Source organism: Streptomyces sp. NBC_01217 (assembly GCF_035994185.1).
Classification (GTDB): Bacteria; Actinomycetota; Actinomycetes; order Streptomycetales; family Streptomycetaceae; genus Streptomyces.
On the sequence record NZ_CP108539.1, the window covers coordinates 112,414 to 135,578 of the forward strand.

The 23,165-nt window shown below is 68.2% G+C and carries 27 protein-coding genes; 20 read left to right on the forward strand and 7 right to left on the reverse strand.

From position 1 onward, the window contains the following. Positions 1–278 precede the first annotated feature (278 nt). Positions 279–1,106: a glycoside hydrolase domain-containing protein gene (locus OG507_RS40070; protein ID WP_327372340.1), complete on the reverse strand. Its 828-nt coding sequence runs from the start codon at positions 1,104–1,106 to the stop codon at positions 279–281. Between the two features lie 924 nt (positions 1,107–2,030). Here OG507_RS40070 and OG507_RS40075 point away from each other — a divergent pair. The 4 genes from OG507_RS40075 (at position 2,031) to OG507_RS40090 (ending at position 5,222) form a co-directional block, all read left to right on the forward strand. After that, on the forward strand, positions 2,031–2,765 hold the full coding sequence (locus tag OG507_RS40075) for a ParA family protein (RefSeq protein ID WP_327372341.1): 735 nt from the start codon (positions 2,031–2,033) through the stop codon (positions 2,763–2,765). Beyond that, on the forward strand, positions 2,765–3,910 hold the full coding sequence (locus OG507_RS40080) for a ParB/RepB/Spo0J family partition protein (RefSeq protein ID WP_327372342.1): 1,146 nt from the start codon (positions 2,765–2,767) through the stop codon (positions 3,908–3,910). Before OG507_RS40075 ends, OG507_RS40080 begins: the two co-directional genes overlap by 1 nt. 209 nt (positions 3,911–4,119) lie before the next feature. Beyond that, on the forward strand, positions 4,120–4,602 hold the full coding sequence (locus tag OG507_RS40085; RefSeq protein ID WP_327372343.1) for a hypothetical protein: 483 nt from the start codon (positions 4,120–4,122) through the stop codon (positions 4,600–4,602). 8 nt (positions 4,603–4,610) lie between these two features. Then, positions 4,611–5,222 (forward strand): hypothetical protein, encoded by a 612-nt coding sequence (locus OG507_RS40090; protein ID WP_327372344.1) that lies wholly within the window; start codon positions 4,611–4,613, stop codon positions 5,220–5,222. 494 nt (positions 5,223–5,716) lie between these two features. Here the strand turns inward: OG507_RS40090 and OG507_RS40095 are convergent, their stop codons facing one another. Further along, positions 5,717–5,926 carry a DUF6207 family protein gene (locus OG507_RS40095; protein ID WP_327372345.1) on the reverse strand — a complete coding sequence of 70 codons (210 nt, stop codon included), beginning with the start codon at positions 5,924–5,926 and terminating at the stop codon, positions 5,717–5,719. 544 nt (positions 5,927–6,470) lie between these two features. Here OG507_RS40095 and OG507_RS40100 point away from each other — a divergent pair. Continuing rightward, on the forward strand, positions 6,471–6,926 hold the full coding sequence (locus tag OG507_RS40100) for an ATP-dependent DNA ligase (RefSeq protein WP_327372346.1): 456 nt from the start codon (positions 6,471–6,473) through the stop codon (positions 6,924–6,926). Positions 6,927–7,096: 170 nt separating this feature from the next. Further along, positions 7,097–8,254 carry a pentapeptide repeat-containing protein gene (locus OG507_RS40105; RefSeq protein WP_327372347.1) on the forward strand — a complete coding sequence of 386 codons (1,158 nt, stop codon included), beginning with the start codon at positions 7,097–7,099 and terminating at the stop codon, positions 8,252–8,254. A gap of 224 nt (positions 8,255–8,478) precedes the next feature. Here the strand turns inward: OG507_RS40105 and OG507_RS40110 are convergent, their stop codons facing one another. Next, the gene (locus tag OG507_RS40110) at positions 8,479–8,676 is read right to left on the reverse strand and encodes a hypothetical protein (RefSeq protein WP_327372348.1); all 198 of its coding nucleotides are present in this window, start codon (positions 8,674–8,676) and stop codon (positions 8,479–8,481) included. Between the two features lie 159 nt (positions 8,677–8,835). Between OG507_RS40110 and mobF the strand changes: the two genes are divergently transcribed. The 5 genes from mobF to OG507_RS40135 all read left to right on the forward strand — a co-directional run bounded on the left by mobF (position 8,836) and on the right by OG507_RS40135 (position 13,623). Further along, positions 8,836–10,644 (forward strand): MobF family relaxase, encoded by a 1,809-nt coding sequence (gene mobF, locus OG507_RS40115; RefSeq protein ID WP_327372349.1) that lies wholly within the window; start codon positions 8,836–8,838, stop codon positions 10,642–10,644. Beyond that, positions 10,641–10,982 (forward strand): hypothetical protein, encoded by a 342-nt coding sequence (locus OG507_RS40120; RefSeq protein ID WP_327372350.1) that lies wholly within the window; start codon positions 10,641–10,643, stop codon positions 10,980–10,982. The genes mobF and OG507_RS40120 overlap by 4 nt, the downstream gene beginning before the upstream one ends. Positions 10,983–11,342: 360 nt before the next feature. After that, entirely contained in the window at positions 11,343–11,804 is a 462-nt protein-coding gene (locus tag OG507_RS40125) for a hypothetical protein (protein WP_327372351.1), read from the forward strand. 117 nt (positions 11,805–11,921) lie between these two features. Then, a complete protein-coding gene (locus tag OG507_RS40130) occupies positions 11,922–12,998 on the forward strand; it encodes a replication-relaxation family protein (RefSeq protein ID WP_327372352.1) in 1,077 nt (358 codons plus the stop codon). 154 nt (positions 12,999–13,152) lie between these two features. Then, the gene (locus OG507_RS40135; protein WP_327372353.1) at positions 13,153–13,623 is read left to right on the forward strand and encodes a hypothetical protein; all 471 of its coding nucleotides are present in this window, start codon (positions 13,153–13,155) and stop codon (positions 13,621–13,623) included. 282 nt (positions 13,624–13,905) lie between these two features. Here the strand turns inward: OG507_RS40135 and OG507_RS40140 are convergent, their stop codons facing one another. Beyond that, a complete protein-coding gene (locus OG507_RS40140; RefSeq protein WP_327372354.1) occupies positions 13,906–14,271 on the reverse strand; it encodes a nuclear transport factor 2 family protein in 366 nt (121 codons plus the stop codon). Positions 14,272–14,452: 181 nt separating this feature from the next. Between OG507_RS40140 and OG507_RS40145 the strand changes: the two genes are divergently transcribed. The 9 genes from OG507_RS40145 to OG507_RS40185 all read left to right on the forward strand — a co-directional run bounded on the left by OG507_RS40145 (position 14,453) and on the right by OG507_RS40185 (position 20,105). Further along, entirely contained in the window at positions 14,453–15,127 is a 675-nt protein-coding gene (locus tag OG507_RS40145) for a DUF402 domain-containing protein (protein WP_327372355.1), read from the forward strand. A gap of 83 nt (positions 15,128–15,210) precedes the next feature. Then, positions 15,211–15,465 carry a hypothetical protein gene (locus tag OG507_RS40150; protein WP_327372356.1) on the forward strand — a complete coding sequence of 85 codons (255 nt, stop codon included), beginning with the start codon at positions 15,211–15,213 and terminating at the stop codon, positions 15,463–15,465. Further along, entirely contained in the window at positions 15,434–15,961 is a 528-nt protein-coding gene (locus tag OG507_RS40155; protein ID WP_327372357.1) for a DUF6879 family protein, read from the forward strand. The genes OG507_RS40150 and OG507_RS40155 overlap by 32 nt, the downstream gene beginning before the upstream one ends. Before the next feature lie 32 nt (positions 15,962–15,993). Continuing rightward, positions 15,994–16,845: a Scr1 family TA system antitoxin-like transcriptional regulator gene (locus OG507_RS40160; protein WP_327372358.1), complete on the forward strand. Its 852-nt coding sequence runs from the start codon at positions 15,994–15,996 to the stop codon at positions 16,843–16,845. A gap of 96 nt (positions 16,846–16,941) precedes the next feature. Next, complete coding sequence (locus OG507_RS40165; protein WP_327372359.1) at positions 16,942–17,124, forward strand: hypothetical protein; 183 nt, start codon at positions 16,942–16,944, stop codon at positions 17,122–17,124. 44 nt (positions 17,125–17,168) lie between these two features. Beyond that, complete coding sequence (locus tag OG507_RS40170; RefSeq protein ID WP_327372372.1) at positions 17,169–17,579, forward strand: DUF6415 family natural product biosynthesis protein; 411 nt, start codon at positions 17,169–17,171, stop codon at positions 17,577–17,579. 209 nt (positions 17,580–17,788) lie between these two features. Next, positions 17,789–18,334: a hypothetical protein gene (locus tag OG507_RS40175; RefSeq protein WP_327372360.1), complete on the forward strand. Its 546-nt coding sequence runs from the start codon at positions 17,789–17,791 to the stop codon at positions 18,332–18,334. Continuing rightward, positions 18,331–19,293 carry a hypothetical protein gene (locus OG507_RS40180; protein ID WP_327372361.1) on the forward strand — a complete coding sequence of 321 codons (963 nt, stop codon included), beginning with the start codon at positions 18,331–18,333 and terminating at the stop codon, positions 19,291–19,293. The genes OG507_RS40175 and OG507_RS40180 overlap by 4 nt, the downstream gene beginning before the upstream one ends. 452 nt (positions 19,294–19,745) lie before the next feature. Continuing rightward, on the forward strand, positions 19,746–20,105 hold the full coding sequence (locus OG507_RS40185) for a hypothetical protein (RefSeq protein ID WP_327372362.1): 360 nt from the start codon (positions 19,746–19,748) through the stop codon (positions 20,103–20,105). Positions 20,106–20,803: 698 nt separating this feature from the next. On the opposite strand, the gene OG507_RS40190 is transcribed toward OG507_RS40185, so the two are convergent. The 3 genes from OG507_RS40190 to OG507_RS40200 form a co-directional block, all read right to left on the reverse strand. Further along, positions 20,804–21,619: an IS5 family transposase gene (locus OG507_RS40190; RefSeq protein ID WP_327372363.1), complete on the reverse strand. Its 816-nt coding sequence runs from the start codon at positions 21,617–21,619 to the stop codon at positions 20,804–20,806. Between the two features lie 67 nt (positions 21,620–21,686). Then, on the reverse strand, positions 21,687–22,106 hold the full coding sequence (locus OG507_RS40195; protein ID WP_327372364.1) for a RacP protein: 420 nt from the start codon (positions 22,104–22,106) through the stop codon (positions 21,687–21,689). Positions 22,107–22,108: 2 nt separating this feature from the next. Continuing rightward, complete coding sequence (locus OG507_RS40200) at positions 22,109–23,086, reverse strand: DUF6192 family protein (protein WP_327372365.1); 978 nt, start codon at positions 23,084–23,086, stop codon at positions 22,109–22,111. Between the last annotated feature and the right edge of the window lie 79 nt (positions 23,087–23,165).

Here is a 23,165-nt window from a genome sequence, read left to right on the forward strand (position 1 = left end):
ACACGTTGGAACCTCGATCCCACACTCGCGTCTGGGGTGGGCTGGCGTCACAGTGCCGCTCTCACGGTGGACGCTACGAGGACCAGGAGTCGGCGACTCCTGGTCCCCTCCCCCGGCGTGCTTCACGGGCTGAAGTCACGAAGCTCCACGCTGTCGCTCCCGGCGTCGACCTGCTGTACATCAACCAACCGCTGTGCCCGGGGGCGAGCTGCCTGACCGTCGCAGTTCGGCCGAACGGCCGCGGCCGAGAGTCATGCTGCGGGCACCGTGAGTTGATCTCAGCCGGTGATCGCGACCGGGGCATCCCATGCGTTGCGGTCGACGGTGATCGTGTATCCGCCGCGAGACTCCCTGCTGTTGACCATGTACTGGTGGCCGCGGCTGTGGTCAGCGAACTGTGTGGCACCCCATGGCCAGTCCGTTGTAGTCGTGTTCTTCTTGTCCCACATTGCGTACCAGAGGTTCCCCGGCAGGTCGGTCTTGTTCGTGGCAGTAGCGATGGCTTTAGCGCTGGAGCTGCTGAAGCCGTAGAAGCCGCTGCGGTAAGTCTTTGCCCGCAGTGTCTTGGTGAAGGAGCGCACGTAGGCCAGCACGGCGTCGTTGCACGCCTTGTTGGTGATGTCGTACGGCTCCATGTCGAGGTAGATCGGGGTGCCGGCCTTCATGCCGAGCGCCGATGCCTTGGCGACTGCGTCCTTGGCGTTGCTTGCGCCGAGGGACGCCGCTGTCGAGGCGGTGAATTTCTCCGGGTTCGCACTCTTCTGGCAGGGTGGCTGAGCGCCTACGTAGATCGGTATCAGCTTCCAGCCGCTGGAGCTGACCGACTTCACCCAGGACGCAGTCAAGTTCGGCTGAGTGCAACCGCGGTTCCTACCACCAACGTAGACCGCGGCAGCACCATAGAAACCCGTGCGCCAGGCTTTCATCGCCGGAAGCGACGGCGCCGTGCAGGTGTCGAACGCCCGGCCGGTATAAGTCTTCTGCGCAGGCCACGACGTGGCCGCCATCGACGTCTGTGCCGCGACTCCGGCACCTGCGACAACGGCAGCACCCGCCGTTACCCAGGCAATGTATCGGCCTCTTTTGGACAGTCGGTGACTGGACATCCCCACCCCATTCATGATTGCGGCGCGCTGCGACAGCCGACGCGACTGCAGAAGACACGTACGCAGCACGGCGCAACGAGGTACGGATGCAGCCGATGGCACACGCAGTATTCTCACTCCGGGAACCCGGAGCGGATCGCACAATAGTCGACGCTCGCATCAACGCCGCCCGGCCACCGACCGGGAACAGCAGACCGCGACCCGGACCCGGGCAGCCCGTTCTTCTTGGGGCTGACATCCACAAATGCCCGGCGGCGCTGCCCTGACGCCGGGGCTTCTGCAACCAGCCTCCTGCCGAGACGGAGCGCGGTCAGTTTGTCCGTGGGCCAGCTCGATCCGTCGTTCATGAGGCCCATTCTGGATCCCGGCCCCGCAGAGGTAGGGAGCCGGCCAGGCGGTCACTTCTGGGGATTCCTCAGCCGGCCGCACCGAAGCGCCATCACCACCACCGTCGACGATGCAAAGCGGCTCGGCTGGGAGGTCCCAGCCGAGCCGCTGCTTAGACTGCTCGCCATACACGCCAGTGATCACGTGTTGCGACGACCCCTGGAAAGCGCCCACCGCAGGGAGTGCGGGCCTTCGTGCGTTTCAAGGCTTCACGGCGAGTCGGCACCCCAACCGTGCGAGCGCCGCTTTGCCACCGTGGGGAGAAGGGCCTTCGCTCCCGCATGGCTGGAACGACTGGTGTGGACCTGAGCGCGTGAGTGCGAATCAAAACCGGGTTTTGAACTCTGGTGAAGTCGGCCCGGGGCGACTTCACCAACCCCCTCACAGTGGCCATCGCCTGTCGAGAGTTTCAAAACCCGGTTTTGGAACCGGCAAGCCGAGGCGCCGCTCACTGAGGCATGCGTGGCATCCTGTCTCAGTCCGCTAGTACCGACCCAACCGGGCCGGGAAGCATACGGAGCATCAGGAGTACCACCCATGGCACGGATCACCGCGCTCATCAACCGCAAAGGTGGAGTCGGCAAGTCGACTATCACCGTGAACACAGCGGCCATCACCGCCCACGTGCTGGGCCAAGCCCCCGAAGGCGACCCCCACTACGTCGCCGCTGTCTCCGCCGACCCACAGGGCTCCACCACTTGGTGGTCAGAACGAGTCGGTGAGCATCTGCCCTTCTCCTTCCAGCAGATCAACTCCAGGGACGATCTCGAACTGTTCTCTGACCTGAAGAAGTCCCGCAAGGTCAGGCACGCCTTCATCGACACCCCCGGCTGGATGGACCTACCCGAGGACGAGAAGGAGGAAGCCGGCGACCCCTTTGGTAAGAGCACCGCCGCTGACGCCATGCGGGCCGTCCTCTCCAACGCCGACGACATCATCATCCCGGTCGAGCCCGAACCCCTCGGCTTCATGCCTACTCGCGACACCATCGAAGAGGTCGTCAAGCCGCTCGGCATCCCCTACCTGGTCGTCATCAACAACTGGGACCCTCGCGACGGCGAGGCCGATCTCGAACAGACCAAGGACTTCGTCCGGGCCCAGGGTTGGAAACTGGCGAACACGGTAATCCGGCACTACAAGGTCCACACCCGAGCAGCCCTCGAGGGCACCGTCGTCACTCAGTACAAGAAGAACCGTGTAGCAATGGAAGCTCGCGAGGACTTCTACCAGCTCGCCCTAGAGCTTGGCGCAGGCAAGAAGGACCGTCGCTGATGGCCGCTAAGAAGCCCTGGGCCGAACTCCTTGACGGGCCCGGCAAGACCGCGAAGAAGAGCACGGGCACCACCGAACAGCCCGCCAACTTCGAAACGCCGCCGACCACCGTGTACATGCACACGGTCATCGGCAATCCCGGAAACCCGCGCACCGAGCTCGACTACACCGATGAGGACGCGGAGTTCCGCGAGCTGAAGGAGTCCATGCGATCAGTGGGCCAGTTGCAGCCCGCAGTCGCCATGTCGAGCGAGGCTTTTCGGCGTGCCAAGCCTGAACACGCCGATGCTGTGGGCGACGCTGACTGGGTCGTCATCCTCGGCAACAGGCGTTTCCACGCGGCCAAGCAGCTCGGCTGGACCAAGTTCGAGATCCGCGTCCGAGACCGCCTCGGCAACGCAGATGACGACAAGGTCGATGAAGCCGTCATCATCGAGAACATCCACCGCAAGAACATTCCGCCTTACAAGGAGGCACAGTTCCTGCAACGGATGGTGGATCGCCACGGGTCTCAGGAGAAGGTAGCCGAGCGCATTGGCAAGTCCCAGATGTATGTCTCCAATCGCCTGACGCTGCTCAACCTGGCGCCGGAACTGAGAGACGTCCTCGACACCAAGCAGATCAAGGTGAAGACAGCCGAGCAGATCGCCAAGATCAAGGACCCAGAGGAGCAAAAGGCCAGAGCGGCAGCGGAGATCCAGAAGGCTGCCCAGCCGAAGGAACGGAAGCCGCGGAGACCGAAGACAGGTCCAGCCCCTGGCCTGGTTCAAAACCCGGTTTTGAACCAGGGGCCGTCCGAGACACCCCAGAAGGCGACCGCAACCACGTTCTCCAGTGAGAACCAAGGGCTGCTGACTCAGAGCGTCGTGCCCGAGCCACGTCCCGATACCGATCAGCCACAACCTACAGCCGGAGGGACGTCACCTCTTCCGGTGGCATGGGACAACGGAGCCAGCCTCATGGACCTGGCTTTCACGCGGCTGGATGACCGTCAGAGAAGCCTCTTCATCCAGCGCTACTTCCAGCGGAGCCAAGGCGTGGAACAGGTAGCTGCGGACATGAGGGGCCAGCTCCGCCCTGAGGACTGTTCGGCCCTGGCCGCGATCCTGCAGCAAGTCTCCATCCTCATGACAAAGTACGAGTAGCTCACAAACCCAGGCCCCACTCCCCAACACACAAGAGGGAGTGGGGCCTTGACATGTTCGTGTCCCGCCTCGACGGTGCGCGAGGTCCTGGGGCACTGCAAACGAGGATCTCTGCATGCTCGGGCCACAGTTGTGGACACGGGTCCTGAGGCTTTCTCGTTTTCCCGAATCTCGAACTGCTTCCGTACAGCGGCCGCAAGATAGGCGGCATGACAACGGTGGAGGGAACGCAGGCGGCTCCAGAGCCGCCGGGGCTGGTGGAGAGGGCTCGTGGCGGGGCGGACAGAACACGGGCCCGGCTGATGGCGCGGTGGAGGCGTCCGGCGCTCGAACGGGTGCGGACGGCTGCGAACGGCATCCGTCAGGACACGGCCGGGACGGCGGCGGTGCGGGAGAAGCTAGGTGTCCCACGCACGGTGACGGTGGGCGTGCGGGAATCGGTGCGGGCGTTCCACCGAGGGCGGCACGTGCCCAGCCCATGGCAGCGGATCGCGGCCCTGTATGCGGTTGTTGTGGGCTTTGTGATCTCGGTAAATGCAGTGCGGGCTGCGGTGCCGGTGCTTCCGGAGCTTGTGGCACGGCAGGCAGAGCGGTGGTCTACCGGAGTCGGGCAGGCGCCGGTACTGCTCGTGCCCATCGCATTCGCCATACCGATGATTTCCACGCTGGCGCTGTTGACCTTGGTCTCATGATCTGGCTCGTGGCGGTGAACCTCGTCTCCTTCGCTTTCATGGGGAAGGTACGCGCGTTCAGGCTGCTCGTGGCGGCTTTGGACGCAGTCAGAGATTGCGGCTCCGTGTACGGCGCGGCGGGCCCGAAGCGGACCGAGGGGCTGCGGGCGCTCGCCGTGTCCATGAGCACCGTCAGAAAGAATCTGCGCCGCGCACACCGGGTCCAGGGGAGCCTGCCTCGTCGCGGCAGCCGTGTGAAGACGGTACGGGCCCACGTGAGGCGCGTCGTGAAGTGCCTGGACGCCGCCGAGGGTCGGATCGACGTGGACGGGGACTGTGCACTCCCCGCGCTCGTCTCCCTCCTGGACCACATCGCCGACCGCTACGCCGACGGCCGACTCGCCGCGCTACTCGATGAGGAAAAGCTGACCAACTACCCGGCCGGACGGGATTGGGAGGCTCTGCGCCTCGCACTTCTTGCCGTGGTCATCGGGGCGGGGGCGGTCGGCGCCGGGTTCCTCGCACTGTCCGATCCAGTGGCCACCATCTTCGTCGCAAGTGTCGGCGTCCTGGGGGTTGCGTTGCTGTACCGCAAGAACTTGAAGCAGGGGATCGGCCTCCTCGATTTGTGGCGGCCGTGACCAACTGATGTCCGCCTGGCGGCTGGTGGCACGGCTCTCACTTCAAGAGCAAACGCCTCATCCCCCCTCCGCGGCCGACAACCTGGTGCGCCTATATCTGCGCCGCGCCAAGTACATGGCGGGCAGTGACTTCGACGCCCCATACGCCAGGAGCAGCGCAAGCTCCAGGAACTCCTCCCACCGCAGATGCGCACATCAACAGCGAACCGCTGCGCGACGATGACGATCCCGCCTTCGCCCAGATGACGGCCAAGGAGATCGGCGACGTCACCCTGCTGGCACGGATCACTGAATCACTCCCAGAGGAAGGGGACGATATGAAAACGGCCCGAAGCGCGATCACCGCAACGGTTGTCCGTGCCGGTGAGTGGACGACCCTGGTCTCCCTAAAGCAATGGCACCGAGGGCAGATCCTCGTGAGGAACGACGTGCTGGGGTTGCGCGCAGCCGCCCCCCCCGATGATCGTGGCTCGCCTGGCATCGGTTGGCCGCGTTTACTCCGTGGTGGCACGGTGTCGGATGTCCGCGTACACCCCCGCCCTCACGCCCGCCTCTCCTGGGGCACGCCACACCGGAGTGATTCCGGAAGTGGCCCACCGCTGCTGCAGGCTGTCCATCACCGCACGGATGGTGTCCTCGTCGGCGGCGGCGACGTCCAGGACCACGAGGCCCGGCTCGGTGATGTGCTGCTCATCGATACGCATGCCTCCGATGACGACGCGGTACGGCGGCCCGGTTCGCCGATAGCCGCACGACCGCCCGGACGAGTGACAGCCGTAGCCGTGCTGCCCGCCGCAGGTCGCGGGGGTACCACCGGGCCAGTAGACAGGGAGGTGCAGTCTGCGGTCTGTGACAGGACGACCTGGACTGCTGCCCCTCACGCCGCGGCCCGCGCCACCCCAGAGGGCGCGGGCCCCGGCGACACTCGGCGGAAGGAGCCGACCGGTGGTGCCAGGCCCGAAGCCCACACCCGTCACCCTGGCTGGCTGACAGGTGCTGCGCCCTCCGGTGGAACCGATACTTGCCCAGGCCCGCGAGACGGTGCCCGCACCGAGCACGCTGCCGCGGCCTTGCCTTCGAAGCCAAGTTCGACGGCTACCGCGCACTGCTGTTCGCCCCGGCCGGGCCGGGCGGGCCGACTCTGCTGCAGCCGCGGCGCGGCTCGCTGATCCAGCGCCACTTCCCCAACCTCGTTGCCGCGGCCCGGCAGCTGCCGTACGACCTGGTCCTGGACGGGGAAGTGGTGGTGTGGTCGGGGGCAGGCTGTCGTTCGAGGCGCTCCAGCGCCGGGCCTCCTCCGGCGGCCGGACCGCTCACCAGCTGGCGGAGGCGATGCCCGCGCACTTCATCGCCTTCGACGTCCTGCAGATCGACGCCCAGGAGCTGCTCACTGAGCCGTACGAGCACCGCCGGGCAGTCCTTGAAGGCCTGTTCACCGACCACGGTCTGACAGCGCCGTGGACGCTGTGCCCCACGACGACCGACCCGGCCATCGCCAAGGAGTTGATGACCTCCTGGACCGATGTCTCTGGCGTGGAGGGTCTGGTCATCAAAGGGCTCGGACAGCGATCCAGGCCGGGCGTCCGCGGCTGGTTCAAGATCCTCTACCCCGGCGACGACCCGGCGGAGCGCATCCCCGCATCCCGCGAGCCGTCCACACTCACGGCGTCTTCTTACGGCACCCACACCCTTGTGCATAGGTAGTCAGTGACCAGTCCGTAGTGGCGGTACATCGGGGCGACGGGTGTCGCTGAGGATCCCTGAGATCGGCCAAAGCTACCGATTGTCTCTGATGTTCCTCAAGCCTCGATCCATGCGGCGTGACGCTGGGCAACGTAGCGGCAGACAGACATGTGAACTGGGGGTGGAGTGACATGCAGAAGTCCGCTCAGCGTGTGCGGCCGATCTCATGGTGGTGGGCCCTGCTGGCTGTTGCACTTGTTGCATCCGCAGTGGCCGTGTCGATGGTGGTGATGCTGGCCCAGACCGACGGGCTGCATGGCGCGCAGCGGGCTACGGTCCGCATCGACGCGATCAAGACGGCGCTCACCATCGGCGCCGGCACCGGCGGTGCCGCCGCTCTGCTGCTGGCGCTGCGCCGTCAGTGGTTGAGCGAGCATACTCACGTGAGGCAGGAAGCTGCGGATGAGATCGCGGAGTTCGATGCGAGGGAGCGTCGCATCACCGAGTTGTACACCGCCGCGGCCGGGCAGCTGGCCAGCGACAGTGCTCCCGTACGACTCGCGGGTCTGTACGCGCTCGAGCGTCTTGCTCAGGACCATGCTGACCACCGGCAGACCATCGTCAACGTGATCTGCGCCTACTTGCGGATGCCGTTCTCGCCGACACGGCCTCACGCTGAAGATGCGGCTGAGACGTGGGAGCAGGAGCGCGTCGTGCGGGTCACGGCCCAAGGCATTCTCACCAGTCATCTCTTCGTCGGCGGAAGCCGCGGGGACGACCCGTCCTGGCCCTTGAATCCGTCCCCCCAGGAGCCGAAATTCTGGGCCGGCATGGAACTCGACCTTTCGGGGGCCACCCTCCTTGACTTCGAGTTCACGGGCCGACGCGTGGAGATGGCTACCTTCGACGAGGCACGGTTCGTCGGTACAGCGAATTTTGCCCATGCGGAGTTCACCGCCCACGCGAGCTTCGACAAGGCGCGCTTCGAGCAGGGCCACGGGCACTTCCTCAGCGCTTGGTTCGGCCTGTGTGTCATCTTCATTGGTACGGACTTCGGAAGCGAGCAGGCCATCTTCAAGGGGGCCACGTTCACCGGCATGGTGTTTTTCCGCGAAGCGGTCCTGTCCGGCGGTGTCTCTTTCGAGGCTGCCCGTGGGCTTGCCGACTTCAACCCGGGCTGGGGTTCGGTTCGGCAATGGCCCGACAGCTGGACGGAACGTCCGTTGGAAGCCGACGAGCGGATGCCGCTGCTGGCGCCAAGGTTCAGCCGATGGCCCGAGAGCAATCTGCCGTCAGGCTCATCGACATGGACTTTGATCGTTCCGGACAGTGAGGGGGCCCCCGGCTAACTGACATCCTGCGCTTTCGCCGGGGTGCCGTTTCCAGCTCGTACGTGGGCACGGCGAACTCCTCCGGGAAGCACGACGCCCCCGGCCGGGTGGCCGGGGGGCGGTGGTGGGCTGTCAGGGGAGTCGTGCGCTGGTGTGTGCTCGATGACGGTGTAGTTGGTTGCACCGTGAATTCAAGGCGGGTGGTGCTTGTGTGGTCGAGGCGCAGCATTCGCACGGCACTGTCAACTCTCGTAGAGGGCGCGCATCACGTCCCAGAACTGTTGAGGCCGGGCGGCCTCGCAGCCGTCGCAGCGGTACCGGTCGAACCAGACGAGGGCCAGGTGGTCCTGCTGACCGGAGGGTCGGGTACGGCGGAACTCAGGTCGGAGCGGTAGCGAGCACAGCGGGCAGGGGTCTCCGTAGAGCGGTTCATTGATCATGCGGCGGACTGTGCACACGGCGGCGGCTTATTGTCTCGGGCTGTCGTGGCGGCCCGCCTGACGGGCGCTGCGGTAAAGATCTGGTGATGGCCTCCCGCCCGGCGGGAAGCACCCCGGATCACGCTTTTCCACAGGTCAACGGCGGGGTTCCATGGCCCGGTGATCAGCAAAGCGGAGGTCCGCCCCGGCGACGGGTGGAAGTACTACTTCCGCAGCGTGATGGTCGGCGACGGCCAACGCCCTGCGGGTAAGCCGCTGCGCGCCGCCCAGGACGAAGCTGGTGTCCCGCCCGGGGTCTGGAGGGGCCGGGGCCTGGCGGCGGTCGGTCTCAAGGCCGGGGACGTGGTGACCGAGCGGCAGGCCGAACTGCTCCTGGGGGAGGGCCGGCACCCGGACGCTGACCGGATCGAGCGCGAGCGCCTGGAGGCGGGCGACGACCCGGCGACGGCGCGGCGAGCGACCGTGCTTGGCAGGCCCATCGAGCACAACCGCTCACCCAAGACCGACAAGGCCAAGGAGCGGACGCCCTGGCTGGCCATTGACCTGACGTTCCGGGCCCCGCCGACGGCACACGTCGCGTGGGCGCTGGGTGACTACGAGACCCGCCTGGTGCTGGAGCTGTGCCAGGACATCGCCCGGGACAAGACGCTGGCGTGGCTGGAGGACTCGGCCGCGGAGATCCGCTGGGGGAGCGGCGGCAAGCACCGCAAGCCGATCCGGGACGGGCTGATCATCGCGGTCTTCCGGCACTACGAGTCCAGAGCTGCCGAGTCGAAGCCCCTTCTCCACGATCATGCGCTGGTCTCGATCCGCGCCCGGCGGCCGGACGGCAAGGGAACGTGGGGCAACCTGTCGGCGGACTCGGTGCTGGCCCACATCGTCGCGGCAGACACCCTCTACACCCTCTACTTCATGGAGGAGGTGTCCGCCCGGCTCGGATGGGCGTGGGAGCCCCGCGAGGTGACACCCGGCCGACGACCGGTCATGGAGATCGCGGGCATCGACCAGCGGCTCATCGGCTGGCAGTCGACCCGCCGTCAGCAGATCGAGGACGCGCTGTCCGTCCTGGTGGCCGACTACGAAGAACGGCAGGGTCACACGCCGGGGGAGCGGGCCTCCTACGCGCTGGGCTGCCAGGCCGCCGACCAGACGCGCCCGCCGAAGCGCAAGGCGCTGCTGTCGCTGACCGAGCTGCGCGAGCGATGGCGGGACTCAGCGATCCGGGCCTACGGTGCCGACGTCATCGACCGGCTCGCAGAGCAGGCGCGAGCAGCGACAGCAGCAGTGTGGGCGCGGGTCCGGCCGGTGGTCGACATCGCCCTGGCCGCCGTCGACGTCGTCGCCGTGGTGTACGTGATGCGCGGCGCGTTCAAGCGCCGACACCTGCTCGCCGAAGCCCGCCGCCACCTCGCCTACGCCCTGCGCGGCCGACCCCACCAGCCCGGCCTGGACGAACAGATTGTGCAGAGCGTCGTCGACGACTACATCCGCCCGGCCGGACGCCGGATGATGACCGCCGACCTGCGCGCTCTGTACCCGCGCGACACCGAGGACCAGGCCGTGCTGCGCCCGCTGACCCGCAAACGGTCCGCCTCCCCGTACGAGCGGGCCCGCCTCGCCGCCGGAGCCCTGACCGCCCGGGTCCACGCAGCGCGGCGCGCGGACCGCCTGAGCTCCCGCACCCGGCCGCGCACCGTCGCCGTGCCCGCCACCCCGACGTCCCGCCTGCGGCCGTTCCACTCGGACCCGAAGACCGGCCGCGTTCCGCAGCAGAGGACCGACGCCGCCACGGTGGAGCAGACCCGCCGGACACTCGAGGCCGCCGCCAAGCTCCAGGAAGGCACCCGAGAGCGTGCCGTCGCCCACGGACCCCGACCTCAGCCCGCCCCGGCGACGGCACCGCCGCCGCACACCCAGCAGCCCGGCACCCAGCGCACACCGGGCCGGACCGCAGGAGGAGTCGCGTGAGCACCCCGGAAGAACAGCCCAGCCTTGAGAATGTCCTCGCCCGCGCCCGCGCAGCCGCCAAGAAGATGGCCGCCGCGCTCGATGAGGACCAGGAGCCCGATGAGCCCCTGGGGTGGCAGCCGGTCTGGAAGCGGCCCCGGAAGCCGAAGTCGAAGGCGGCGAGGAAGGAGGAGCTGCGCAAGCAACGGCGGCGGCTCCAGGACGCCGGATGGCGCCGCTTCGTCGCCGCGCAGTCGCGCCGGCCCCGGTCCCGGCAGAACCGGATCGGCAACGCGGCCGCGCGCCGCGATGCCCGCGCCCAGTCCCGGGTGCAGCACTCCAACGCCTGGCTGTGGTGACGATGCCGGGCATCGTCCACCGAGTGGAGCGCGCCATGTTCTGCATCCGCTGCGCGATGCACGACATCGGGTGGAGTCCACTCAGTGGAGTCCACCCGATGGGCTCCACTGAGTGGACTCCACCCCGGTGCGCACCGGACGACGATGGACGCCACTGCGGTGCGCACCGCGATGTCCGCCACCGCACCGGTGCGCGCACCGCCGACCGACCCCTTGACCAGGTTTCGACGGGCGCGCGTCGTTCCTAGACCAGGTTCGCTACCCAACACGTTTTCCCTTGTCGGACCCGGTGTCGGTCGTTGACCAGGTCGCGGACAAGGGGGTGTGTGATAGAGGGCCCGCCGCCGCGCGGCGCGCCCGGTGCGGCTGCCGTTCCCGGTCCCGGACGAACGCGCCCACCTCTTCGTCGACAGCTACGCCGACATGCACGACCTCGTTGAGGACCTGGTCGTGCCCGACGGTGTTCCCGAGGCCGCGGCGACAGTCCTGCGTAGGGCCCGTGAGCTGCTGCGCCAGTCGTACTACTGCTACGAGTTCTCCGCCGTGGCGGTCATGCACTCACTGATCGCGGTGGAGATCGTGTTGCGCGACCGGATCCCGGACGCGGGCAAGAAGCCGCTGCACGGGCTCATCAAGCAGGGCGCGGCCGACGGGATCCTGACGGCCCGGCAGGCGGAGTACCTCGACTATGGTCGGCAGATCGGCAACGGGATGGCGCACGGCCAGACCACGCACGCGGTGATGCCGCTGGCCATGGCGGTGCCGATGGTGACGACGTCGTTCGCGATCGTCTCCGAGCTCTGCGCGGCGCCCACCGGGTGATCACGGCTCGGTAACGGCGCTCGGTGGATGTCACACCGTCGACTTTCGCCACACCTCTAGCAAGTGACGGGGGAGTTCCATCCGGACCCCCGCGCCACCTGCGTGAGGAGCCTTGTCATGACGTACGCCAGCAGCGCCCGGCAGCCCGACCCGAAGCCGCGCCCGACCTGGACAAGGGGTGCTGAGCGGCCTGTGGGCGGCCCGGAATCCAGTGCCGTGAACGGTGCCGCGAACGATTCCAACGTCGTGCCCATCACCGCAGCTCATACCGCTCGCCAGGGGGCCTCCCGGCACGCTGACACCTCTCTCCTTTCCCCTGAGACGTCAGCGAAGGGAAAGAAGTCCACTCCCACGGCCGGGAAGGTACGAGCCGATGCGCTGCGGTTGCTGGGGTGTGTGCGGATAGCGACGGTTCGGCAGATGGCTGAGGTGATCACGAAGGAGAAGTCGGATGGCCGGTCATACGTGCGCAGGGCGATGAAGGAGTTGGCGGAGCTCGGGCTGGCGGAGACGAACGGCAAGGACGGCAAGCACCAGATCTGGAACCTGACGGTGGCGGGGCAGAAGGCTCTGGCCGATGGCAATGAGCTGCCGCTGCGTCCGAAGGCCGGCACCGGAGCGAAGGCTGTTCGAGCCGGGCTCGGCCCGCACGGTCTCGCGGTGACGGACATGATCCTCGCCTACACCGACACGGTCCTGTCCGGAGACCGTGAGTGCCTGACCGACTGGCAGGTGGAGGTGAACCACGCCATCAAGCAGACCGGCCTGAGCTTCAACACCGACGCCGTCCTCGCCGTGCCGACCAAGACCAGCGAGGTACGCCTCTTCGAGCTCGACAACGGCACCATGTCCCAGGCCCGCCTCGCGAAGGAGGTCTGGGACTACGAGCGCTACGCCGGGCACCGCGTCTGGGAAGGAGCCCGCGGCACCAACGGCAGCACGTACCCGTTCTGGCAACGCCACCGATACACCCGCTCCGAGCGCTTCCCGCTGCTGTATGTCGTTTTGGCGGGGAAGGAGGAGCACCTGCTCGACAACCGTCGCCAGGCGCTCACTGCCGACGTGAAGGGCATCACCGTCGCGGTGTGGGTGAATACCCTGCCCCGGCTGAAGCGCGGCGAGCCCTGGTACGAGATCGGCGTCGACGACCCGGACCGGCGCCGGCGGCGCTACCCCGAACCGCCCGGCCGCTGACGCCGCACAGGACGCCGGGCACGCCCCGCCGCCGGAGGGGCTGTCCGGCGTCCGGCCCGGTGGGCGGAATGGGCGCCGAAGTCCCCGTGCCATCGCGCGGGACAAGCGGGCCCACCCGAAGGCCACGGCCTACGGAAGGCCGTACACAGGCCGTATGAGACGCAGTCGAGAAGAGACCACCACCCCTCTCTCTCTGCCGGGCGATCTGTGGCACGCCCTGGTCCAGCTTCAGCACACCCACCCCGACGCGGTGGGCCATGTCGGGCCGCTCGCCCGCCCGGCCGGGCTGCTGTCCTTCACCGCGGCCGCCGACACGATCCTCGCGGCCCGGGTGCAGCTGACCGGCGCGGAGACGATGCACGAGGTGAACGAGACGCTCCGCTCGATGACCGGCAACCTGCCCCGCACCCATTTCACCGGCCCCGGCGTCGCCCTGGAGCTCACGCTCGGCAGACGGCAGGAGCTCCCGATCCACGCCGCGCACACCGCCGGGCTCACCCGGCTCTTCCATGACGCCACCTACACCATCAGCGACCGCAACGATGCCGCGAGCGGCTGCTGCTTCCACTGCGACGGGACCGGGCGCGCCCGCTCCCTGTGGGAGCCGGCCCCCGGGGAAGCCTGACCGAGAGGGGGTGGGCTAGCCGCCCCGAACGGCGGCTTGCCCACCCGGCCCCGGGCGCGCTGAGGTTGTGCCCGCCCTGCTGGACGTCCCGGCCGGGCTCGCGAGTGGCTTTGTCGAGCAGTAGTGACGTCACCTGTCGATGGGTTTGGGAGGCGCCCCGATCCGCGGTCAGGCGATGTTGATGAGTTTGGGAGGCATGAGGGCTATTGCCCCGACTCCTACCGCCTCGCCAGCGCGAGCACGCGCCGAGGATCCCGCCACGGTTGACCGGGCCATACCCGCTCAGCTCGCCAAAGTGCCCTGGTGGAAGTACAGGCGCCAGCCCGTTCCGGTCATACGCCACAGGGAGCTCCGCCATACTCGGCGCCCGTTGTTGTCTGCGAAGTACGTCAGGTGAACGAGGCCCGGAGCGAGTACGCCCCCGGACATCTCGCTGACCTTGACCGGAGACTCTGGGTCCACTGAACCAGCACTCGTCACGGTGAGAATCGACGTTGCGTCCCAGCGCCTGCCGGACGCTCCGATCTCGGTGAAGTCGGGGTCAAGAAGCTGCAACACCAAGGACGGCGAGGCGCGCACGGCGGGGTCGAGAAGCCGCAGCTCCGCCTCGATAGCCGCCTGAACTGCCCGCTCACTCTCGTCTGCCATGGACGCACCCTACGGACGCCCTCCGTCCAGTCACAGCGAATAGTTGCGCAGAGCGAGCAACAGCCGGCAGTGCCATCACTTCTCGTCAACAATCCGAGCCAGGCTGGTCACCAACTGCTGTCGGAACCCGTCGACAAGTGCTGTCGCTAGACATCAATGAAGCCACGCGAGGGAGGCACCAGTGGAAACCTTCACGACTGGGGAGACGGTGGTGCGGCGTGATGTGTACCGCTCCGGGCGCGTGTGGAGCGAGCTGGCGTTGCGTGTGGTCTCCGACACGGGCAAGGCGCTGGTGACGGCGTGCGCGCCCGGGACACAGGCCCGCTGGCCCGCCCTGTACGCCAAGGCCCGCGCCGACGGCGACCGCTCGGTGCGCACGGAGGCGTTCGACGCGATGGCGACGGGGGAGTGGGAACTGGCGCCCGGGGTGTGGCAGGAGACGGAGCTGCTGCTGTGGAAGCCGCCGCAGGCGTGGTTCAGCATCAACGCCTTCTTCACCGCGGGCGGGCTGAGGAACTGGTACGTCAACTTCGAGCACCCCACCCGCCGCACCGAGACCGGGTTCGACACCTTCGACCTGACCGTCGACCTCGTCATCGCCCCCGACCTGAGCACGTGGACGTGGAAGGACGAAGACGAGTACGCCCACGTGCGGCGCCTGGGCATCGTCACCGACATCGAGCACCAGGCGGTGGAGCTCGCCCGCGCCCAGGTCCTCGCAATGCTCGAGGAACGGGCCGGGCCGTTCACGGACACCGACCGGTGGGCGGCCTGGCGTTGGAACTCGGCCTGGCCCACGCCGTGCCTGCCCCAGCGTGAGGAAGCCGGCCCGGGAGCGGTAGCGGCGAGCCGGTGAAGCCGCGCGCCCTTGACCGAGGCGCCGCTGCGCGGGACGGTCATTGCGCAACTCCCCGCAACTGGCTTTCTCCGGAGGCGATCATGGCGTTACTTTTCTTCGGCACGGACCCGAACTCCGGCGGAGGGAACTGCCCCGCGGTGTGGGTGGACACCGAAGCCGCTGAGGGGCCGGAACTGGTTCTGCAGGGCAAGTTCGCCGACACGGCGACCCGGGCCGCGTGCAGCCAGGACAGTCCGCCGGCGGACGACGAGGGCGTCATCCGGCTCTCCGTGCGGATGATCGACCAGATCAGGAAGGCATGCGATGCCGCAGAAGCCGCCCGTCCTCAGCTTTGAGGACCTGCTCGACTCCGCCCAACGGCACGCCCTGCACCTGGAGCTCCGCGACGCCTACGCCGTGGGGGAGGAGCGGGAGGTCTACGACACCTTCCTGCGCGACGGGAGCGTCCCCGCAGACGACTCGGACTACTGGAACGGGTGGCTGCCGCTGGTGAAGCGGACCGTCGCGCGCGGGGTGAAGGTCTGGCGGGCGAGGGTCGTGTCCGAGCCCGTCACCGACTACATCCGCTTCGAGCACGCCATCACCGACGCCAACCTCCGCGCCGGTGAACAGGTCCGCTGGCTGCCCCGCCGCCGCGCCTCGACCCTCGCCCTGCCGGGCAACGACTTCTGGCTCATCGACGACCAGGTCGTCCGCTTCAACGTCTTCTCCGGCGACGGCGAGGCCCTGGAGCCCGACCACACCGAGGACCCGCAGGCCATCAAGCTGTGCGCGGAGGCGTTCCGTGCGGTGTGGGACCTGGCCACCCCGCACGCCGACTACCGCATCTGATCTGACCCACGCAAATCAAGGGCCGCCACTCCATGACGACCACCTCACCCTCGTCCAGTGCCCAGTCGGCCCGCGAGGCGCTCGCCGTGCGGCTCACGCACCTGCGCAAGGACGCCGGCCTCACCGGGAAGGAACTCTCCGCCCGGTGCGGCTGGCACCCCGCGAAGACCAGCAGGATCCAGAAGGGCGACGCCCTGCCCTCGGACGCGGACATCCGGACCTGGTGCGCGGCGTGCGGCGCGGACGACCAGGCCGACGACCTCATCGCCACCGCCCGCGCCGTCGACTCGATGTACATGGAGTGGCGCCGCCTGCACCGCAACGGGATGCGCCAGGTCCAGCAGGACTGGTACGACCTGCACGCGCAGACCCGGATCTGCCGCGTCTACCTCTCTAACGTGCCCCCGGGATTTCTTCAGACCCCGGTGTTCGCGACGGCCCTCATGAACCAGATCACCCGCTTCCAGGGCACCCCCGACGACGTCGCCGAAGCCGTCGCCGCCCGCGTCGCCCGCTCCCGGTTCCTCTACGAGGGCGGGCACCGCTACGTCGTCCTCATGGAGGAGTCGGTCCTGCGCTTCCGCACCGCCGACCCCGAGGCGATGCGCGGCCAGCTGCGCCACCTCCTGACCGTGATGCCGCTCGCGTCCCTCTCGCTGGGGATCATCCCGTTCACCGCGCAGCGCACCGTGTGGCCGTTGGAGGCGTTCTACGTCCACGACGACACCAGCGCCGTGGTGGAGACCCTGACGGCGGAGATCAAGGTGACGCAGCCGCGCGAGCTCGCCGACTACCTGAAGGCGTTCGCCGGCCTCGCGGAGATGGCCGTCTACGGCGAGGCTGCCCGCGCGCTCATCGCGGCCGCGATGGACGCCCTGGAGTGAACCTCCGCAATTTCGCGCAATCTCGTTGAAGGTGGTCTCCCACGCTGCGTAGCGTCGAAGTCACCGACGGACCACCAGCCGGAGAGGCGGGGCCGCATGCGCGCACACCACGACACCACCGCCCCGGCCCCGGAGGGCCGCGTCCTCCAGCCGCCCGCGTACGGCGTCCCCTCCCCGGCCCTGCTCGCTCGCGCGGACCGCGGCTTCGCCCGGTTCTTCGGTCGGCACGGCGAGGACCAGGACGACGGGGACGGCGGCAGCGAGGAACCCCAGCGGTGACCGCCGGCCACCCGCACGAGACGCTCCCGGCAGCGAGGCCCGCCATGCACACCAGCAGCCACACGGTCCTGTACGACCCCGACGGGCTGATCGAGGCGGAACTCCCGCTGGACCGGGAACCGTACGAGTGCCTCGTCAAAGCCGTGCTCGCGTGGAACGGCGAGGACACCCTCGCCGAACGCGACTACGAGCAGATCGGCCTCCAGCTGACCGGCCACGCCCGCGCCGTCGCCTCCGACGTACGGCGCCGCGCGGACCAGCTGCCGAAGAGCAGCGGGCGCCGGGCGCTCGCCGACGTCGTCCTGCGCGAGGCGGAAGGCCGGCTGTCCGCGACGCTGGAGGGCACCGTGCACTGCGTCCAGAACCGCGCCCGCCTGGTCCGCGCCCTCTACGAACGGCTGGACCGCCTGGAGGCGGCGCTCACCGCGGACAGGACTGCACCGCCCGTCGGCTGACGGTGCTCTGTATCTGCCATCGCCGTGAAGCCCCTGGTAGGGCAGCAGCACAACGGACGTGATCGGCACGGTTTCGGCCACTGCGTGCGATTACCCGGCGAGTCCCGGACAGCTGCGGATACGGTCGATCGATTTGACGGCTGGCGGTGACCGCCGACGGGAAAGCGTCCGGTGGGCGTGTCGTCGCATCGCGGGTGGGGGGTGGTTCGGTGGGCAGCACCGAGCAGCAGATCGAGGAGCAGTTGGCGCAGCTTCAGCAGAAGGTCGGCGCTCACCATGCCGAGGTCCTGAAGCACGACTTCGACGACGACCAGTTCGCGGTGGAGTACGCCCGGCTGGTGAACGTCACCAGCAGGCTGGTGGAGTTCGAGAAGACGATCCCCGAGCGTCTGGCCGAACCCGAGCGCAGGCGCAGTGAGCGCATCGTGACGTGGTCCTGGCGCGGCCAGGCGGCCGTCGGTGCCGTGCTGATCGCGCTTGTTTTCATCCTCGACCGGTCGACCTGGTGGCTGATTCTGTTGGTCCCGCACTTCGTGGGCACGGTGGCCGGCTGCTTCCAGAAGGTCGATGCCGAGCAGCACCGTGACCGCCGCTTCGGAGCCGTCGGACTGCACGTGGTCGCGCTCTTGATGGCCCTCATCAGCCTGAGCGTGATCAGCCGGTGGTTCATCATCGCCGCCGCCTTGGGCTGGATGCTTGTCGCCGGGTCCTCGATGGACAGCACGGGCGCCGACCCGAAGGGGGCGCGGCGGTGAGCGACGACTACGGCTATCAGGTCCGCCGTCTGGAGAGCCGGACCGGCGGAGTGGAGAGCGAGCTGCACTCGCTGCGTACGAAGGTGGGAGAGGTCGAAGACCTCGACTACGAGCTGAACGACATCCGCGGCGATGTCCGTCGCATCGAGGACGACCTCAGCACCGTCCGCACCGAGCTCACCGAGCTGGACGACGAGGTACGCGGCGACATCCAGGACACCGAGCAGGCCCTCAAGCGACTGACCGGCCGCGTCCAGGCCCTCGAAGCGCACCTGCTCGCCGCGGGCGGCGCCCCGCTCGCCGACCTCGACACCATCGACCCGGAGTGGCAGAAGCTGGCCAGGACCGCCAACCACGGCTGGAACGTACGCTCCGGCCTGCTCCCCAGACACCAGCGCGAAGCCCACCGCCTCAACATCCGCCACTACGAAGGGGCCGTCGAAGAGCGCGACGAGCACCGCGACAAGGTGGTGGAGGCCGCTGGCGTCCTGGCCAGCCAGCCGCGCACGTCCCGCGAGTTCAAGCAGGCCGTCATGGACTTCGGCATGTCCCGCACCCTCGCCGAGAGCCACGGTCAGCGGGCCCAGAAGCTGGCCGGCACCGCCCAGGCCGCGCGGGCCGCACTGGCCCAGGACGACACTCTGCGGCAGGCGAAGGCGTCGCTGATCGAGCAGGGCGACAAGGCGGAGCGGAAGCTGAACTGGCTGCTGCGCGGCCGCCTGGCCGACGCGATCCGCGACCGCGCCCTGCTGCCCATGTGGTTCGTGACCGTGCTCGGTCCCGTCCCGCCGGCGCACAAGACGCAGGAGTGGATGGACCATGCCACTCAGGTCCTGGCCTACCGGGTCACCTACGGGGTCACGGACCAGGCCGTCGCGCTCGGGGCGGCGCCCGACGAGTACGTGCCGCGGCGCACCGAGTGGCACCGCGAACTCACCAAGGACCTATGCCGCTGGTAGCCCGCGTGGGCCCGACAGCACGGCGACTGCAACACCACTCTGAAACGCGAGGGTGAAACGGAGGCCGCGTTTCACCCTGACCTGCGGGAATGCCTGCAAAAGCGGGAGTGGGGTGCGCGTGTTGCAGGGCGGCACCGATGTCCGGCCGGTGACAGCGCGAGACCCCGGCCTCAAAAGGTCCGGGGTCCGGTCGGCGGGGAGTGGTCAGTAGTGATGGTGGGCACCACAGAGACCAGGCTCGTTCTCACAGTCGGCCGCATCATGCACGACACCAACCTCGCACGGCTGCTGGCACTGGGGCGCTGACCATCGGGCCGCACAGATGTGAGCGGACCGACAGCGGGTCGGTCGGGCGTCAGTAGCTGTTTCGCAACTGGTGCTCTGACCGGATTGGTCCGCCGGAAGCTCGCAGTGTTCGGCATGGACGGGCCTCGCCAACCCTCCGTAGGCTGGTGATCGCCTACGAAGGGGTCGGGATGAACGGCAATCCGCTGTACCACTGGATAGCGCTGGCAGTGTCCACAGCGCTCATGCTGCCGATGCCCGTGGCGATACTGGCGGGGTGGACGCCGCCGTGGATGCGCAAGCGACAAGCCGGGATGCGGCTTCGCGCCTACGGCATTTTGTGCATCTACGCCCTCATGCTCTTCAACGGTATCCCCCGGATCGCCGACGCTTCATTCGAGACGGTCATGGCCTGCAGCAGCGTCGGCTTGGGGTTCGCCGCCGCCGCTGCGGTCCTGTTCCTGCTCTCGGCACGCAAGGATTCAGGCGCCCGGACAGCTGGCCCAGTCGCACCTCGGGAAGGCTGAGTTGTCTCTCAACCAGCTCGGGCCTGAGCCTTCTATCGGCGTGCCCGACTGGCTGTCGTATCCTTCAGCCGTGACGAGCTGGTGGCGGTCTCTGGGTAATGCGTTTTGGGCCGTGGACCGGGCGCTTGGTGGACAGAGGCGTCCGACTCGGATTCAGAAGTGGGTGGCCCGGCACCCGGTCGGCGCCGGCCTCTGCATGGCTGTGCCCTTTGCGTTCTTCTTCCTGATGGTGTCGTCTGAGGACGAATCTGACGGCCCTGTGGTAGCAGCGCTGGCCGGGCTGGTTGTGTGGCTCCTCTTCGCTCTGACAGCGGCTGGAGAGCGGCTGCGGCAGCGTCGGCTCACACGTCTGGGTCTCTGGGACGGGTCTTGAGAGCTCGAGGATCGGATCTCGACGGTGACGTCGTTGAAGGCGAGCAGCTGTTTCTGACGCTGGGCCCGCTCTGATGGGGGAAGTATCTTGATCGCGTGAAGAGACGGCGCTGGTGGTCTGTGGTCAGCTTGTGGGTTGCGTGGTGGGCGGCTATTACTGCTGCCTTCTTGGGCTTGGGGATGCTGTTCGATCAGCCGACGAGTCTCGCGGGCTGTGCGGCGAGTGCGGTGCTGGTGATTGTCGTCGGCGAAGTCGGTGACCGTCTGCGGCGCCGTTTCTTCCCTCGTCGGGAGACGGGCTGACGGATCGGCTGGTCCGCCTCTTGCTACTTCGTCCGGCCGGTTCGGACGAGACGCCTGGTCATGAGCGTGATCGCGGCCCAGGTGATCAGTGTCTCCGAGTGCTGGATGAGCCGTTCGTAGTCCCGGGCGTGCCGGCGGGCGTTCATCATCCAGGCCAGGCTTCGTTCAACGACCCAGCGTCGGGGCAGCACGATGAAGCCGGAGGTGTCCTTGGGGCGGCTGACGGTCTTGATCGTGAGGTTCAGGTGCCTTTTTGCCCAGGTCACGAGCTTGCCCGCATAGGCCCGGTCGGCCCAGACGATGGTGATCTCGGGGTGCATCAGCCGCAGGCGGAAGAGGACTTCCCTGGCGGCGACGGAGTCGTGCAGGTCGGCCGGGGTGACCATCACCATCAGCGGCAGGCCGCGGGTGTCGACCACGAGGTGCCGCTTGCGGCCGTTGATCTTTTTGCCTGCGTCGTAGCCGCGGCTGTCCTTGCCGACGGTGGAGGCCGCCTTCACCGACTGGGAGTCGATGATCGTGGCCACGGCTCTGGGGCCTTTGCCCATCTCGCGGCGGATGCGCTGGGCCAGGGCGTCACGGATCTGGCCGATGACTCCGGCTGCCGCCCAGCGGGCCATGAAGCCCCAAACGGTCCTCCAGGGAGGGAAATCCGCAGGCAGGGCCCGCCATTTGCAGCCGGTGTCCACGACGTATCGGATCGCGTCGACGACCTCGCGCCGGGGATGTTTCTCCGGCCGCCCGCCGCGTGTGGTGTCGCAGGCCGGCGGCGGCAGCAGCGGTTCGATCAGTGTCCACTCGTCGTCCGTCATGTCCGAGGGATAGCAGCGGTGACGCACTTCTCCTCCCGTCACTGACCCGCGGCGGGGGCCGACCGGCAAAGCCGGTCGGCCCCCGCGGGATCGGTCAGGCGCTGGCGATGAGGTCGAGGGTGGATTCGATGGAGTTGAGCTGGGCGACGATGTGCTTGACCCACTTGTCGTTCGGATGGGCCGCGGCATGCGGGGCGACGGTGCCGGTGATGAACCGGCGGAACTGGGTCAGCTTTTCCCTGACCACCGCCCGTTCGTATGCCTCCAGCGCGGCCCGCTCAGCGCCGAGCTGGTAGCCGTCAGCCCGGGTCCAGATCAGGGGCGGCCAGCCCTTGGATGCCGCTTCGTCCCGCAGGGCCGCAAGCCCTGATCTGACCTGGCTGTCCGACAGCCCGCTGGCCCTGATCAGCTGGTGCATCAGCAGGCCGGCGGGCCTGGCCTCGAACAGGACGAACCGGATGGTGTCTGCGTGCCGCCGGGCGGCATCACCCTTGCGCCGTGAGGCGCGAGCCACGGCTACTCGCCCCGCAGCATGCGGGCCAGCTCGCCGTCCATGTCGACCTTGCCGGTGTCGACGGCGGTCTCGATCCAGTCGAGCGTCGCCCTCACCTTGGCCACGTTCTCGTGCACGATCGCGCGTTCGTCCTCGCCCAGGGTGCGATCGCGCAGACCAGGGACCGCCCGGCCGGCCGCGGCCACGAACGAGTGGCAGGCGGTGACCAGGTCCAGGAACTCCACCGTCCGGTCGATGTTGCGGACCGCCGGCGCGACCGGGCTGGTGTCCTCGAAGTGCTCGCGGGCCTGCCGGCCCCGCTCGACCTGGGCGTGATTGACCTGGTGGCGGGCGGTGTCGTCGCTCATCGCCTTGAACGCGACCTCGGGCCGACGCAGCAGACCGGTGGTCACCTGGGTGGCGACGTGCTCGTCCCGGGTGAACTCCTCCACCACCCTCACCTTGTCCTGGTCGGAGACCTTGGCCGCCACCGTCGGACGCTTCAGGAAGTCGCTGGTAACCGTCGCGGCGACGTCCTCGTCCCGAGCCAGATGGTGGATCGCGGTAATCTTCTCCTGCGGCGATGCCGGACGCTCGACCTGCCGGCCCACCTTGCGGTTGGCTTCGTCCGACGTCCACCGGGTCCTCCCCGCGGGAGGTTTGGTGATGGTCGCGAACCGCTCGGCCTCGCTGTCGATCTGTCCCAGGATCCGGTGGACCCTGAACGACACGCCCCTCTGCCGCTTGTCCTTCGGCCACCGAGACGCTGTCCACCTGGCGCTTTCCACCGTCTTGTAGGCCAGTCCGATGTCCTCGGCCAGACGGTGCAGCGTCTCGCGGACCGTGAACAACTCCTGGCCCGGGGCCGCCTGTTGGCCGCCCCGCTCACGCATCGGCTCGATCTCCAGCGCGCGGTCCCCGATCGTGAACGAGCCCTGCGTCTGCTGTTCGACCACTTCCCGCAGCTCGGCCACGATCTGCTCGTAGCGCCGCTGGCTCACACTTCCGACCTTGTCGAGACTGATCAGCGGGCGCCGTTGGCGCTCCTGTCAGCTCGGCACCTGACGGGCGCCCTCCCAC

What these genes read in the sequence shown, in the direction of transcription:
- OG507_RS40135 (WP_327372353.1), top strand. Translation starts at nt 13,153, where the DNA reads ATGAGACGCAGTCGAGAAGAGACCACCACCCCTCTCTCTCTGCCGGGC.
- OG507_RS40130 (WP_327372352.1), top strand. Translation starts at nt 11,922, where the DNA reads ATGACGTACGCCAGCAGCGCCCGGCAGCCCGACCCGAAGCCGCGCCCG.
- OG507_RS40155 (WP_327372357.1), top strand. Translation starts at nt 15,434, where the DNA reads ATGCCGCAGAAGCCGCCCGTCCTCAGCTTTGAGGACCTGCTCGACTCC.
- OG507_RS40170 (WP_327372372.1), top strand. Translation starts at nt 17,169, where the DNA reads ATGCACACCAGCAGCCACACGGTCCTGTACGACCCCGACGGGCTGATC.
- OG507_RS40105 (WP_327372347.1), top strand. Translation starts at nt 7,097, where the DNA reads ATGCAGAAGTCCGCTCAGCGTGTGCGGCCGATCTCATGGTGGTGGGCC.
- OG507_RS40110 (WP_327372348.1), bottom strand. Translation starts at nt 8,676, where the DNA reads ATGATCAATGAACCGCTCTACGGAGACCCCTGCCCGCTGTGCTCGCTA.
- OG507_RS40080 (WP_327372342.1), top strand. Translation starts at nt 2,765, where the DNA reads ATGGCCGCTAAGAAGCCCTGGGCCGAACTCCTTGACGGGCCCGGCAAG.
- OG507_RS40070 (WP_327372340.1), bottom strand. Translation starts at nt 1,106, where the DNA reads ATGTCCAGTCACCGACTGTCCAAAAGAGGCCGATACATTGCCTGGGTA.
- OG507_RS40095 (WP_327372345.1), bottom strand. Translation starts at nt 5,926, where the DNA reads ATGCGTATCGATGAGCAGCACATCACCGAGCCGGGCCTCGTGGTCCTG.
- OG507_RS40165 (WP_327372359.1), top strand. Translation starts at nt 16,942, where the DNA reads ATGCGCGCACACCACGACACCACCGCCCCGGCCCCGGAGGGCCGCGTC.
- OG507_RS40140 (WP_327372354.1), bottom strand. Translation starts at nt 14,271, where the DNA reads ATGGCAGACGAGAGTGAGCGGGCAGTTCAGGCGGCTATCGAGGCGGAG.
- OG507_RS40150 (WP_327372356.1), top strand. Translation starts at nt 15,211, where the DNA reads ATGGCGTTACTTTTCTTCGGCACGGACCCGAACTCCGGCGGAGGGAAC.
- OG507_RS40085 (WP_327372343.1), top strand. Translation starts at nt 4,120, where the DNA reads ATGACAACGGTGGAGGGAACGCAGGCGGCTCCAGAGCCGCCGGGGCTG.
- OG507_RS40075 (WP_327372341.1), top strand. Translation starts at nt 2,031, where the DNA reads ATGGCACGGATCACCGCGCTCATCAACCGCAAAGGTGGAGTCGGCAAG.
- OG507_RS40160 (WP_327372358.1), top strand. Translation starts at nt 15,994, where the DNA reads ATGACGACCACCTCACCCTCGTCCAGTGCCCAGTCGGCCCGCGAGGCG.